The 13,090-nt window shown below is 71.9% G+C and carries 16 protein-coding genes; 10 read left to right on the forward strand and 6 right to left on the reverse strand.

Annotated elements, in window-relative coordinates:
• Positions 1 to 9: 9 nt before the first annotated feature.
• A complete protein-coding gene (locus tag AA23TX_RS14465) occupies positions 10 to 801 on the reverse strand; it encodes an SDR family oxidoreductase (protein WP_155543039.1) in 792 nt (263 codons plus the stop codon).
• 21 nt (positions 802 to 822) lie between these two features.
• On the opposite strand from AA23TX_RS14465, the gene AA23TX_RS14470 reads away from it, so the two are divergent.
• From AA23TX_RS14470 to AA23TX_RS14485, 4 genes are all read left to right on the forward strand, one after another.
• Entirely contained in the window at positions 823 to 1,647 is an 825-nt protein-coding gene (locus tag AA23TX_RS14470) for an IclR family transcriptional regulator (protein ID WP_155543040.1), read from the forward strand.
• A 101-nt stretch (positions 1,648 to 1,748) separates the two neighbouring features.
• Entirely contained in the window at positions 1,749 to 3,239 is a 1,491-nt protein-coding gene (locus tag AA23TX_RS14475; RefSeq protein WP_155543041.1) for a flavin-containing monooxygenase, read from the forward strand.
• A gap of 14 nt (positions 3,240 to 3,253) precedes the next feature.
• Positions 3,254 to 3,703 (forward strand): cupin domain-containing protein, encoded by a 450-nt coding sequence (locus tag AA23TX_RS14480; protein ID WP_155543042.1) that lies wholly within the window; start codon positions 3,254 to 3,256, stop codon positions 3,701 to 3,703.
• Positions 3,700 to 4,134 (forward strand): nuclear transport factor 2 family protein, encoded by a 435-nt coding sequence (locus AA23TX_RS14485; protein WP_155543043.1) that lies wholly within the window; start codon positions 3,700 to 3,702, stop codon positions 4,132 to 4,134. Before AA23TX_RS14480 ends, AA23TX_RS14485 begins: the two co-directional genes overlap by 4 nt.
• Position 4,135: 1 nt before the next feature.
• Here AA23TX_RS14485 and AA23TX_RS14490 read toward each other — a convergent pair whose 3' ends face one another.
• Positions 4,136 to 4,873 (reverse strand): hypothetical protein, encoded by a 738-nt coding sequence (locus tag AA23TX_RS14490; protein ID WP_155543044.1) that lies wholly within the window; start codon positions 4,871 to 4,873, stop codon positions 4,136 to 4,138.
• A gap of 340 nt (positions 4,874 to 5,213) precedes the next feature.
• Here AA23TX_RS14490 and AA23TX_RS14495 point away from each other — a divergent pair, with 340 nt between their 5' ends.
• From AA23TX_RS14495 to AA23TX_RS14505, 3 genes are all read left to right on the forward strand, one after another.
• Positions 5,214 to 5,954: an SDR family oxidoreductase gene (locus AA23TX_RS14495; protein ID WP_155543045.1), complete on the forward strand. Its 741-nt coding sequence runs from the start codon at positions 5,214 to 5,216 to the stop codon at positions 5,952 to 5,954.
• Between the two features lie 124 nt (positions 5,955 to 6,078).
• On the forward strand, positions 6,079 to 6,564 hold the full coding sequence (locus AA23TX_RS14500; RefSeq protein WP_230862487.1) for a hypothetical protein: 486 nt from the start codon (positions 6,079 to 6,081) through the stop codon (positions 6,562 to 6,564).
• A gap of 64 nt (positions 6,565 to 6,628) precedes the next feature.
• Positions 6,629 to 7,426: an alpha/beta fold hydrolase gene (locus AA23TX_RS14505; RefSeq protein WP_155543046.1), complete on the forward strand. Its 798-nt coding sequence runs from the start codon at positions 6,629 to 6,631 to the stop codon at positions 7,424 to 7,426.
• 31 nt (positions 7,427 to 7,457) lie between these two features.
• On the opposite strand, the gene AA23TX_RS14510 is transcribed toward AA23TX_RS14505, so the two are convergent.
• The 4 genes from AA23TX_RS14510 to AA23TX_RS14525 all read right to left on the reverse strand — a co-directional run bounded on the left by AA23TX_RS14510 (position 7,458) and on the right by AA23TX_RS14525 (position 10,898).
• Positions 7,458 to 8,444, reverse strand: a complete 987-nt coding sequence (locus AA23TX_RS14510; protein WP_230862488.1) for a LuxR C-terminal-related transcriptional regulator — start codon at positions 8,442 to 8,444, stop codon at positions 7,458 to 7,460.
• Positions 8,445 to 8,580: 136 nt separating this feature from the next.
• A complete protein-coding gene (locus AA23TX_RS14515; protein ID WP_155543048.1) occupies positions 8,581 to 9,303 on the reverse strand; it encodes an SDR family NAD(P)-dependent oxidoreductase in 723 nt (240 codons plus the stop codon).
• 61 nt (positions 9,304 to 9,364) lie between these two features.
• Positions 9,365 to 10,489: a hypothetical protein gene (locus AA23TX_RS14520; RefSeq protein ID WP_155543049.1), complete on the reverse strand. Its 1,125-nt coding sequence runs from the start codon at positions 10,487 to 10,489 to the stop codon at positions 9,365 to 9,367.
• Positions 10,482 to 10,898 (reverse strand): hypothetical protein, encoded by a 417-nt coding sequence (locus AA23TX_RS14525; protein WP_155543050.1) that lies wholly within the window; start codon positions 10,896 to 10,898, stop codon positions 10,482 to 10,484. The genes AA23TX_RS14520 and AA23TX_RS14525 overlap by 8 nt, the downstream gene beginning before the upstream one ends.
• A 384-nt stretch (positions 10,899 to 11,282) precedes the next feature.
• Between AA23TX_RS14525 and AA23TX_RS14530 the strand changes: the two genes are divergently transcribed.
• From AA23TX_RS14530 to AA23TX_RS49580, 3 genes are all read left to right on the forward strand, one after another.
• A complete protein-coding gene (locus AA23TX_RS14530) occupies positions 11,283 to 11,498 on the forward strand; it encodes a hypothetical protein (RefSeq protein ID WP_155543051.1) in 216 nt (71 codons plus the stop codon).
• A gap of 140 nt (positions 11,499 to 11,638) precedes the next feature.
• A complete protein-coding gene (locus AA23TX_RS14535) occupies positions 11,639 to 12,148 on the forward strand; it encodes a hypothetical protein (protein WP_155543052.1) in 510 nt (169 codons plus the stop codon).
• A 5-nt stretch (positions 12,149 to 12,153) separates the two neighbouring features.
• Positions 12,154 to 13,086 (forward strand): GNAT family N-acetyltransferase, encoded by a 933-nt coding sequence (locus AA23TX_RS49580; RefSeq protein WP_196425320.1) that lies wholly within the window; start codon positions 12,154 to 12,156, stop codon positions 13,084 to 13,086.
• Positions 13,087 to 13,090: the final 4 nt, after the last annotated feature.

Here is a 13,090-nt window from a genome sequence, read left to right on the forward strand (position 1 = left end):
ACCTTCCGTTCAGGCGGGGCATTCCGTGCGGCCGCCGTCGACGGTCAGCACGGATCCGGTGACATAGCCTGCTTCGGGCGAGGCCAGGAACGCCACCGCGGCCGCGACCTCCCGCGGCGCGGCAGCGCGTCCGGCGGGGATGGCGGCGAGGTCCTCGGCCATCGCGGTCGCGACGTCGATGCCCGCCGCGCCGGCCCGGCTGCGCACGATCTCCAGGCGCCGCGGGGTGAGCGTGGCGCCGACCGCGACGCAGTTGACCGTGACGCCGCGGTCGGCGTACTCGAGGGCGGCCAGCTTCGCCGCCGACGTCGTCGCCGAGCGCAGCACCGTCGAGGCGGCCAGCTCCGGCTGCGGCTGCCGCACGGCCGTCGAGCTGATGACGACGACGCGGCCGAACCCGCGTTCGGCCATCGCGGGCAACGCGGCACGCATGAGGGACAGCGGGCCGAGGACCAGCAGGTCGAGGTCGTGGTGCCACTGCCCGGCGGGGACGTCGAAGACACGGCCGGGCGCCGGCCCGCCCGCGTTGGCCACGACGACGTCGAGCGTGCCGTGCCGGTCCCGTACCCGGGCCACGGCGTCGGCCGCCGCGGCCGGATCGGCGAGGTCGCAGACGACGTGCCCGACATCGTCGCCGAGCGTCGAGGCGGTTTCCGTCAGGGTCGCCTCCGTGCGGCCGGCGAGGACCACGCGGTGGCCACTCGCCAGCAGAGCGGCCGCGCAGGCCGAGCCGATGCCGCCGGCACCGCCGCCGACGAGCGCCACCCGGCGGCGTTTCGGATGAGACTGGTTGCTCTCCATGATGTGACCTACATTCGGGCCATGACCGCCGGCCGGCCAAGGACGGGTCCCACTGCCCGGGACTCCGAAGACGTCACCGCTTCCGGGGCGCTCGAACGCGCCGCCGCGCTCCTGGACGCCTTCGACGCGACCCACCGCGAACTGACGCTGTCCCGGCTCGTCGAGCGCTCGGGGCTGCCACGCTCGACCGTGCACCGCACCGCGGCCCGGATGATCGAGCTCGGCTGGCTGGACAAGCCCGGCGAGAAGTACCGGATCGGGAACCGCCTGTTCGAGCTGTCCGGCCTGGTGCCGGTGCGCCACGAACTGCGCGAGGCCGTGCTGCCCTACCTGCAGGACCTCTACGCGGCGGCCAAGACGACCGTGCAGCTCGGCGTGCTCGAAGGCACCCGGGTGCTCGTCGTCGAGAAGATCGGCGGGCACCGGCCGCTGCCGATGCTCGACCAGGTCGGCGGGTTCATCCCGGCGCACTGTTCCGGGCTCGGCCGGGCGATCCTGGCCTGGTCCGGCGCCGACGTCGTCGCGTCGGTGGTGGCGGCCGGGCTCACCCGGCGGACCCCGCGCACGATCACCGGTGCCGACGCGCTGGAGCGCGAACTGGCCGTCGTCCACGAGCAGGGCTGGGCCTACGACCGGGAAGAGGGCAACGCCGGCATCAGCTGCGTCGCGGCCCCGATCTTCGACTTCACCGGCACCGTGACCGCCGCGCTGTCGGTCACCGGGCCCAGCGCCGCGGTGCAGCCCGACCGGATCGGCCCGGCCGTGCGGATGGCGGCCGCGGCGGCCAGCCGCGCCTACTCCGCCCGGCGGTGGGCGGTGGCCCGCCCGGAGTTGCCGTCCCAGTGACCAGGACTCGCGGTTGGGTGTGCGCCCCCGCCTGATCCACGCTGTGGCGCACGCCGAGCCGGGCCACCCGGCCCGGACGTGCCGGACGAGGAGGACCAGGCATGCGCGTCGCGATCATCGGGGCCGGACTGGCCGGGCTGACCACGGCCAAGGTGCTGCTGCAGGCCGGCCACGACGTCGAGGTCTTCGACAAGGCCCCGGACGTCGGCGGGGTGTGGAGCCGGACCCGGCGCTACCCGGGCCTGACCACCCAGAGCCCCAAAGCCCAGTACTCCTTTTCGGACTTCCCGATGCCGGGGGACTTCCCGGAGTGGCCGACCGGCGCGCAGATCCAGGAGTACCTCGCGGACTACGCCGACGAGTTCGGCGTCACGCCCCACCTGCGGCTCGGGACCACCGTCGAGTCGGTGGTCCCGGACGGCGCGCGGTGGGTGGTGACCACCGGGGCGCAGGGGGCCTCGGTGGTCGACCGCGTCGTCGTCGCCAACGGAGTCTTCTGCGAGCCGGCACTGCCGGACTACCCGGGCCGCGCGGAGTTCGAGGCGGCGGGCGGGCGGCTGCTGGCCGGGCCGGACTTCCACGACGTCGCCGACGCGCGCGGCAAGCACGTGCTCGTCGTCGGGTACGGCAAGTCGGCGTGTGACGTGACCGTGGCGATCAGCGAAGTGGCCGAGACGACCGACGTCATCGCCCGGCAGCTGCTGTGGAAGGTGCCGCGCAAGATCGCCGGCGTGCTCAACTTCAAGATGCTGCTGCTGACCCGGCTCGGCGAGGCGCTGTTCCGCTACCGGTGGCTGCGCGGGTTCGAGAAGTTCTTGCACGGCCCCGGAAACCGGCTGCGCCGCGCGATGCTCAACTCGATCGGCTCCGTGTCGGTGCGGCAGTTCGGGCTCGCGAAGCACGACCTGGTGCCGCGCGGACGGATGGAGGACATCGTCAAGAACGCGATCGGCCTGGCCACCGAAGGGTTCTTCGAAGGCGTCGCCGACGGCTCGATCCGCGTCCACCGCGACCAGGTGATCCGGCGGCTGTGCTCGTCCGGAGGCCGCCCGTGCGCGGAACTGGCCGACGGCACGGTGCTGCCCGCCGACCTGGTCGTCTGCGCGACCGGGTTCACCCAGGGCGTCCCGTTCCTGCCCGCCGCCGTCCAGGAACGGCTCTTCGACGAGCGCGGGAACTTCCTGCTGTACCGGCAGATCCAGCCGCTGGCCGCGCCGGGCCTCTACTTCAACGGCTACAACTCGTCGTTCTTCAGCCCGCTCAACGCCGAGCTGGCGGCGGTCTGGATCGCGGCCGACCTCGCGGGCGCGCTCACTCTGCCGGACGAGGCGACCCGGCGCGCCGACGTCGTCGCGCAGCTGGCCTTCCTGGACGTCGCGACCGGCGCGCACCACTGCCGCGGCACCAAGATCATCCCGTTCTCGATCCACAACGTGGACGAGGTGCTCGGCGACCTCGGCGTCCAGATCGGCCGGTTCACCCGCTTCACGCACTGGCTGAACCCGGTCGTCCCCGCGGCCTACCGGTCGCTCACGCCGGCCGTGCTGACCCGGCTGAAGGACACCCCCGAACCCGCGAAAACCCCGCTGTAGCGAAGGAGTTCCCGATGAGCACCGCGACCGGCCACCACGTCATCCACCCCGGTGACGGCACCAACCTGGGCGCGATCGGGCTGGGGATCCACGCCCGCCTGACCGGCGCCGACACGAACGGCGCGTACTCCCTGTTCGAGTACGTCGTGCCGCCGGGCCTCGGCGGGCCGCCGACCCACGTCCACACCCGCGAGGACGAGCTGTTCACCTGCGTCCAGGGCCGCGTCGAGGTGGAGCTCGACGGCGAGCGGCACGTCCTCGGCCAGGGCGATTCCCTGCTGATGCCGCGCGGGGTGCCGCACGTGTTCCGCAACCCGTTCGACGAGGAGACCCGCGTCATCGCGGTGGTTTCGCCGCCCGGCCTGGAGAACTACTACCGCGAGCTGTCGCAGCTGCCGCCCGGCCGGGACATGAAGCTCGTCGCGGAAGTGATGACCCGCTACGGCTTGGAGCTGCGGAGGTGAACCGCGCCCGGATGGTCCACGCGATGTGCGCGGCGGTCGACGCGGGCGACGCCGAGTCGTTCGCGTCGTGGTTCGCCGACGACGCGACGTACGCGTTCGCCAACGACGAGCCGCTGACCGGCCGCGCCGCGATCACCGCGGCGACGGCCGGCGCGGCGGGCGCGCTGCCCTGGGTCCGCCACACCGTCGAGCAGGTCGCGGAAGTGGGCGAGGACCAGCTGTTCTGCCGCTTCACGATCGAGACGGCGGCCCCCGACGGCACGCCGCTGGCCCTGCCGTGCGTGACGGTCATCCGGCTGGCGGGGGACCGGGTGACCGACTACCGCGTCCACATGGACATCACGCCGGCCCTCGCTCCGGTCGTGGCCGGGCGATCCGGGGATGTGCCGTCCGCCCCGGAACCGGTCGGCTCCGGGGCGGAACGCCGGTAGCTCAGGCGCCGGGGCCCGAGTAGATCTCCGCCGCCTTGGGGGCGGTGACCGTCGTCGGCTTGTCCCAGTCGGAGAACTCCAGCGTGCCGTTCTTGGGGGCCTGCATGCGCAGCAGGTAGTGCGGTTCGGTGGCCGCGACCGTCGCGGTGCCGTCGGTGCTGGTGAACGTCAAGGCCGGGACGCCGCCGGCCGTGGTCTGCCCGCCCTCCTTGAACGACGTGGACGCCAGCTGGCCGACCGTGTTGTCGGTGAAGGTCTTGTAGTCGAGGAACTGCTTGAACGCCTCGCCGATCCCCGCGCCGACCTGGGACGTCGAGGGCACCCACTTGTCCTTGAGGAGCTTGCCCACCGACGCCGGGATGCCGGCCTTGTCGATCAGCGACTGGCTGAACCGGAAGAAGTACTTGTCGCCGGTGCGCAGGACCGGGATCTCGAGACCGTCCTGCACCACGGTGCCGCTCGCGCTGTCCGGGTTGAGCTGCAGGTCGAGGTTGATGTTCCCGCCCTCGGCGACCGTGCCGCGGATGTGCACGGCCTTGGCCTGCTTCGCGGCCGCGGCGACGGCGGAGCCGGCCTCCGACCCGGCGAGCGAGGCGGCTTCGACACTCGCGGACGTCGGGGCGCCGGTGGACGACGCGGCGGCCGGCGACGGCGTGCCGGCGGTGCTCGAGCAACCGGCGGAGATCAGGGCGGCGACCGCCCCGGCGGCGATGAGCGCTCCCAGGTGGAGACGAGACATGGTGAGAAGGTCCCCTCGTGAAGGTCCGGGTCATCCGGACACGATCGGGATATCGACCGGATGGGTGATCTGTTACGCCCTGCTGTGTGACAGATCGAGATCGATCGCCCGTACTCCGTCAGAGCGAACTCAAAGCTCCAGTTTCTCACCCTCGGTAACGAGAATGAGACCTCGCAGCGACGGATGGCGCAGAGCGTGACCGCATTCGGTCCTGCCGCCGCTGCTCCGAAAGACGTCCGCGTGATCTGGCCGGCCGTCTTCGGCAAGGCCGGCTTGACATAAGCGGACAGCTGTCCACTAAGCTAAACGGACAGATGTCCACTTCGATCGGGGAATCTTCATGACCATTCACGGCAAGGTCGTCGCCATCACCGGCGCCAGCAGCGGCATCGGCGAGGCGACCGCTCGTCACCTCGCCTCGCTCGGCGCGCCCGTCGTCCTCGGGGCGCGGCGCACCGACCGGCTGGACCGGCTGGTCGCCGAAATCGAGGCCGGCGGCGGCAAGGCGACCGCCTTGCGCGTGGACGTCACCGATCCCGGCGATCTCCACGCGCTCGTCGCCGCGGCCGTCGAGCGGTTCGGCCGGCTGGACGTCCTGGTGGGCAACGCCGGGGTCAGCCGGATCAGCACCGTCGCCGACCTGGACGTCGAAGGCTGGTCGTCGATGGTCGACGTGAACGTCAAGGGCGTCCTGCACGGGATCGCGGCGGCCCTGCCGGTGTTTCGCGGGCAGGGCAGCGGCCACCTGGTCACGGTCGTCTCGACCTCCGGCCTGAAGATCGTCCCCACTCAGGCGGTGTACGCCGGGACGAAGAACGCGGTCCGCACCCTCCTGGAGGGCTTGCGGCAGGAGAGCACCGACGGCGTGCCGCGGACGACGTCGATCTCGCCCGGCTACGTCCGCACCGAGTTCATCGACCACGCCGTCGACGACCCGGCGGTGCGCGAGCAGGCCCGGCGGGCCATGGCCGACCTCGGCATCGAGCCCGAGGCGGTGGCCCGGGCGATCGCCTTCGCGATCGACCAGCCCGACGACGTCGAGATCGGGGATCTGACCATCCGGCCGTCCCGGCAAGGCTGACGCGATCTCCGCGGGTTGCGTTCGGGTGGTACATCGCACTCCCGCTGCACGAGCACGGAAGGTGGCCGTCTTTCTTCATGGGAGCACGTTCGGTGAAAAGATCACCGAACGGGAGGGAGATCTCATGAACCGCATCGGAGTCGTCCGTACCGCCGCCATCACCGGTCTGGCCGCGGCGCTGGGCCTGGCCGCCGCCGTGCCGGCGATGGCCGCGCCGGGCGCGGACCCGGTCACCACCGTCGCCGACCTGGACGGCGACGGGGAGATCGAGACCGTCAACGCCCAGCTCGCCGGAGAGGACGATCAGCTGATCTCGGCCACGGTCGACGGGACGTACGCCTCGATCCACCTGCCGGCGGACAGCCGGTTCGGGATCCAGGCGCGCCGCTCATCTGGGCTACCGGTGCGCGCCGCTGGACGGGGGCCGCGCCTTCGCGACGGTCGCCGCCGAGAGCGACGACGTCGGCCACCCGGTCGACCAGCTCACCTACTCGGGCACCCGCACCGTCTACACCCTTCGCGACGGCGCCTTGAGCGTCCACGACACGGTCCCGTTCAGCGGCCGCCCGGTGCTCGACGCAGATTCCGTCGGCTGCGCTTGAGCCATTGACCTACGGAACCTCTTCAGATTGTGACACAATCCGAAGAGGTTCCGTAGGTGACGAGGAGAGCGCATGGCGATCGACGGGGTCCGGGTCCACGGCGCGTCGGGGCAGCCGGTGCTGTTGTTGCCCGGCGGCGCGGAAGCGTGTGACGGCTTCTTCCCGGGCCTCGTCGAAGGCCTCGTCGCCGACCCGGGGTGCCGGGTGATCGTGCACGACCGGCCCGGCACGGGCACCGCCGCCGCCGAGGGGACGCTCGCCGGCGCCGCGGACCACCTGAGCGCCCTGATCGACCGGCTCGGGTGCGGTCCGGTGGTGGTCGTCGGGCAGAGCCTCGGCGGCGCGGTGGGCGTGCTGCTGGCCCGCGCCCACCCCGAGCAGGTCGCGGGTCTCGTCCTGCTCGACCCGACGGTGATCAACGACCCCCGCACCTGCGCGGCCCTGGAACGCATGACGCGGGTGCTCGGGAGCGCCGCGGCGTTGCCCGGACTGCGCTCGCTGCTTCCGCGGGTCCTGCGCGCCGCTGTCGTCCGGTCCACGCGACGGCAGCGGCTGCGGCCGGACTGCGAGGCCGCGCAGCTGCGGATGGCGGACCTCGACATCCCGGTGCTGGCCCGTGCCGTCCGCGGCATCACCGAGCTGTCCCGCGGCCTGCGGGAAGCCGACCTGCCCCGCGTGCCGTCGGTCGTGGTGACCGCGGACCGCAAGCCGGGCGCCGCGATGCGCCGGGGCCACGTGCGGCTCGCGGACGCGTTCGGCGGCGAGGTCGTCTGCTGGCCGGGCGCGACGCACGGCGTGCACCTCGACCACCCCGACGAAACCCTCGCCACCGTGCGGGAAGTCGTCACCCGGGTGAGCGCGGCGGCCTGACCGGCTTGATCGGCCTGACCGGTCTGGTCGGTCAGCGGGCGAGGTGCTTGCGGACGTCCTCCGCCACGCCCGCGCGTCCGCTCATCCGGTACTTGGCCAGGATGTTGCGGACGTGGGTCTTGACCGTGTGGAGGCTGATTCCCAGCTCGCGGGCGATCTGTTCGTTGTGCATGTCGCTGGTGAGGAGAACCGCGACGCCCTGTTCGGCGGCGGTGAGCGACCGAAAGCGTTCTTCGGGCCCGTTGTCGATGTCGAGCGTGAGCTCGACCAGGTCCGACTGGAGCTGCTGGCAGTCGGTGACAATGCGTTGCAGGGCTTCGCGCAGCGAATCCGCATCAGGAAGCCCGAGCGCGTCCTGGGCCCGCTGCCGGACGTCCGCCACGCGGGACGAAAGCAGCTCGACGATGTGGTCCGCGGTGACCACCGGGGCCGCGTCCTCGACGTCGGCCGGCAGGCGGCGGAGCGCGTCCACGTCCTCGGCTTCGGTGGTCAGCACGCGGGCCACCAGGTCGGCCAGCCATTCGAAGGCGCGCACGGCGTTGTCGTCGAAGGTGTCCGGCCGGTAGCTCTGCATGGACATCATGCCGAACACCGGTTCGCCGTCGCGGCCGCGGCGGAACAGCGGGGTGGTGACGGCGTCGGCGGAAGCGCGGCTCGTGTCCCCGGAAGCGACGCCGGCGTTGAGCGCGGCACCGTTGTCGTACTGCATCCGGTAGGTCTGGCGGTGTTTCAGGAGCCAGGCGGCCTGGCCGTGCGGCCCGTAGATGTGCGACGCCGGATCGGTGTACATCCCGCCGTCGTAGCCGTACGGGTAGCGGACGCGGTTCGCGCCGTGGAAGAACCCGATGTAGAAGTGGTCCAGGGGAACGATCTTGCTCATCACGGCGCGGGCGTAGTCGTAGAGGCCGTAGTGGTCGTTGCGGTAGTTCGCGTCGATCTTGTGGAACGCCTCGCGCAGGATCAACGTCGTCTCGGCGTCGACGCGGAGCCGGGGCGGTCGTTCCGGGTCGTCGGGCACCGTCCCATGATGAGGCCCCGGCGCGATTCCGTCACTCCGCGAGCGATGGAAAAGCCGGGCGTCGTGCTGCGACCGTGGACGGGTCGACGAGCGGGGAGAAACGGAGGAGTCCCGATGGAGACCCATTCCTGAAGCCTCAGCCGAGCGGAGTCCCGGTGTGGTCGGCGAGGGCGTCGAGAAGCCGCTCCTGGAAGTCGCGGTCGCCCGCGGACGGGTGCCGGGCGGCGCGGCGCCGGTGATACCAATAGCCGTCCGTCGTAAGGACTTCCGGCTCGTCACTCGTCGCGAGCCAGGTCTGGGTCGAGACGCCCAGGCGCAGGTCGTCGGGGGCGCCGGCGCCGCCCATGCGGGTGGGGACCCAGCCGGGGTCGACGGCGTGGGTGCGCACCCGCGGCCACCGCCGGGCGACGGCGGCCGCGAGCGTCGTGAGCAGCAGCTTGCTGTCGGAGTAGGAAGCGGTCGGCCGGGCGCCGGACCAGTCGAGGCCGGCGAGTTCGGCGCGGCCGCCGCGGTGCATGCCGCTGCTGAGGTAGATCAGGCGCGCGGGCGTGTCGACCAGCGCGGTCAGCAGGTAGGGCGCGACCACGTTGACCGGGAGCACGGACGGGCCGGTCATGACCCCGGCGTTGTGGATCACGGCGTCCATCCGCCCGAGCCGGTTCACCTGCGCGGCGACGTCCCGCGTCCGGCCGGGGTCGGCGAGGTCACCGGTCACGACGTCGGCACCGCGCGCGGCCAGATCGTCGACCCGGTCGGCGTCCCGGGCGTGGGCGACGACGTGGTGGCCGTCGTCGAGGAGGGCTTCGGCGGTGAGCCGGCCGAGGCCCTGGGTGCAGCCGGTGACGAAGATCCGTGCCATGGTCCCCGACGCTACGCCCGCTGGACACCGCGGCGGTGACCTGGTGATACACCTGAAGGGCTCAGACGGTCGCCGTCTTCGGGCCCGAGCTGCCGATGACGTCGAAGTCGCGTGCCTTGCCCGTTGTGTTGAGGTGGGCGATGTCGGCCTGCTCGAAGTCGACGTCCAGCACCGGTGAGTCCTTCTCGAGGTCTCGCCGGTGCTCGCTCGGGATGCCCCAGTCGTACCGTTTCCGGATCTCGACGTGGTAGTCGACCTGGTCGCCGTGCTTCTCGCCGACCAGGCGGTACTGGAAGTGGTTGAACGAGTAGTACCAGTCCTGGCCGCCCTTCCCGTCCCGCCGCAGGTCCGGCGCGGTCGTCGTCCAGCCGGTCGTGAACGGGCCGTCCGGGCCCTTGCCCACCTCCGCCACGGACTTGGCGACCTGCTCCCGGAACGACGGCATGTCGTCGAGCATGTCCTGCACCGGCGCCTCGACCGTCTTGCCGTCGCCGTCGAGGTAGTGCTGCAGGAGCCAGGCCGCGTGGTCGTTGCCCTGCTTGACCAGCCCCAGCAGGACGACGTTGTGCAGCTGGTTCCAGACCCGGCGGTCGTGCTCGGTCGGCGGGAGGACGCCGTAGCGGCGGTCCTCGGTCTCGAAGTTGTCCTGCGTGCCGAAGACGACCTTGAGGTTGCGGGCCAGCTCTTCGTCGATTTCGGTGGCCTGCCGGAGATGCGCCTGGATCTGCTTCTCCAGGCCGTCGGCGATGTCGGCCTGCTCGCCGAGCGCGTCGAAGTACCCCGGCGACACGCCCGGTGTGTCGTCCCAGGTGACCTGGCCCGCGGGGGTGACCGTCATGCCCTGTTCGCGCGCCTGCCGCTGCAGGTCGAGCACGGCTCGCTGGTGACCTTCGAGGCCCTTGACGCCCGCGGTGCCCGCACTGCCGTCGGCTTCGACGTCGATGTACTTGCGCAGCGCCTTCACCTCGGCGTCGACCGCGTCGAAGTCCCAGCGGATCCGGGCGCAGTACTTGGTCGCCGCCTCACCGCCCTTGCCGGCCCACTCACCGTCCTCGAGCGGTGTCACGACCGCGGACTCGTAGGCGTCGCGCATCCGGTGGAGCTTCTGGTGGACGAGCGCCCACTGCTCGGCGAACGTCTCCAGCCCGGCGACGTCGAGTTCGGTCAGCTGCCGGAAATCAACCACGGATCCGCTCCCCGCCCGCCGCGTCGGTTTCGGTGTAGGCGTCGGCGCTCAGCCGGAAGTTCTCCGCGCCCTCGGCGAGCCGGCGGTGCAGGAGGTCGTTGAGCCCGTCCCACCGCGACCGCATGTCGTCGACACTGCCGGCGAACGCCCACCCCGGCGCGGCACGCCGGAGCGGATCGAAGGTGTCGTCGGCCGCACCGCGCAAGGCGTTCACGGCGACGGCGGTCTCGTCACAGGCGTCGGCGCGTTGCCGCAGCCAGGAGGGCGTCACCCCGATGTCCGGCTCTCCCCAGGGCGGCACGCGCTTCGGCGGCGGCCCGGGGGAGGGCGACGGCGTGGGTTCGGGCTGCGAGCCGTGGTCGCCGGGGGACGGCGGCGGCGGGGTCACCCCGGGCGTGGGTTCGGACACCACTCGCCATTCTCCTGCCACCACGGGACTCCCTCCACAAGATCTTCGGCCAGGCTACGAGATCCGACAATCCGGTGGCGGTGGGCGTTCCGCGGCGCTCATGGTTTCGGCGTCAGGCGAAACGACGGGGAAGTGATGCGGCTCGCAGGGGAGCCTGCCCACCCCGCGAAGAGCCGGACGGTTCCGTCGGCGTCCACTGTGGATCAGGACCGGTCCCGGCACGCTCCGCGAAGGCGTGGTGTACGCTCAGTGGTGTCCGAGAGTACTTCGTGCGCGAGTGTGTCGAATCCTGCGCCTTCCTCGGCCTCCATCCACCGGCTCCGACGGTCGATCACGCCGTCTTCGCCGGTTTCCACGAAAGGATCCCCGATCACTTCTTCCACAATGGACAGTTCGCTGTTCAGCCACCCCGTCACCGAAGAATCCCGCCCCGGAGCGCGCACCGCGCCCCAGGCCGACCGGTACGGCAGCCTGTTCCGGCAGCCGGCGTACACCTCGCCGCCTTCCGACGACGATGACCATGACTTCGACGACGACGCGCCCGAACTCGCTCCGCGCCCGCGGCGAGCGCCCGGCACGCGGGGCCGCGGACGCCGCTGACCCGGCCCGCCGGCGCCGGTCGTTGCGTACTCCGCACCAGCGTCACGATCCCCCTACGGATACCCCTAGGGTTGCGCGGAAGAGCCGGGCGGCGGAGGTAGGATCGGCCGGTTCCCCAGCCACTCCGAAGGGTTTGTCCGTTGACCGAATCGACAGCGCAGCGGGTGAAGTCGATCCGCATCGTCAACGGCCTGCGCCACCCGCTCCTGGCTCTCGTGGCCCGCTACCCGGCGGAGTTCCTGGTCCGGCCGGGCGGCGAGCTCGAAATCCGCGAAACCGCCCCCCGCGGCGGGTACGTCGAACTCACGCTCGACAGTGAGGAGCAGACGGGCCTGCGGATCGACACCGGCGAGTCCGGGCGGATGGAGGTCCTCCTCGACGGGGAGCCCCAGCCGCTGCCGTCCGTCGTCCTGGGCGGTCCCCGTTCGTGGCCGGATCTCGAGGCTTCCTTCGGCAGCCTGCACGTCTTCGACACCCGATCGGGTCCCCGGACGGTGCGGCTCGAGGAGAAGAACGGCACGACGACTCTGGTGGGTGCCGGCCGCGAGCCGTTCCGGTTCGCCGGCGTCGGCGTGAACGACTGCCCGACGGAGCTGATCATCGAGTCGGACGGGCTGCGCATCCGCGGTTCGCACGGTTCCGCGCGCTGACCGCCGTGGGCGACCTGCCGGCCCGGACCGAGCGGCTGGTCGTGCGGCGCTTCGCCGCCGGTGACGTAGCCGCGTTCACCGCGTACCGGTCGGATCCCGAGGTGGCCCGCTACCAGGGGTGGGACGCACCGGTGCCGGAGGCGGCCGCCCGGCGGCTCGTGCACGAGTTCGCCACCGCCGTGGAGGGCAAGCCCGGCTGGTTCCAGTACGCCGTGGAGCGGGACGGTGTCCTGATCGGGGACGTCGGGATCCGCTTGGCGGGCAACCGGAAGCAGGCCGAGGTGGGCTTCACGATCGCCCGGGCCCACCAGGGGAACGGCTACGCGTCCGAAGCGGTGCAGTGCGTGCTGGACCGGGTGTTCGCCACCGGCGTGCGCCGGGTGTCGGCGGAGTGCGACGCGCGGAACACGGCGTCGGCGCGGTTGCTGGAGCGCCTCGGATTCACCCGGGAAGGCGTACGACGCCGGCACACCTGGCTCAAAGGCGAGTGGACCGACGACCTCCTGTTCGGCCTCCTGGCGGAGAACCGGCACGCCGCCGGGCCGGCGATCTTCGCCTGCCGGCCCAACCTCCTGGTCAGTGACCTCGGCACCAGCCTCGACTTCTACAGCGGCCTGCTGGGCTTCCGGATCGGCTGGCGGTGGTCCGATCCGCGGGCCCGGTTCCTGAGCGAAGGCGAGCCGCACGAGCCGGGAACGGCGATGGTCGAACGGGACGGCGTCCAGATCATGCTGACCCAGGCCGCCGGCGCGCACACCACTCGCCTGCACCTGGACGTCCACACGGCCGGGCAGGTCGACGCGCTGTTCCGGGAGTGGCGCGGACGGGGTGCGGACATCGCCGAGCCGCCGTTCGTGCGGCCGTGGGGGATGTACGAGATGCGCCTGCTCGACCCGGACGGCACCGTCCTCCGGGTGAGTTCGCCGCCGGCGCCCTAGCTTC

Origin of the sequence: Amycolatopsis camponoti (assembly GCF_902497555.1) — a bacterium.
In the GTDB taxonomy this organism is placed as follows: domain Bacteria; phylum Actinomycetota; class Actinomycetes; order Mycobacteriales; family Pseudonocardiaceae; genus Amycolatopsis; species Amycolatopsis camponoti.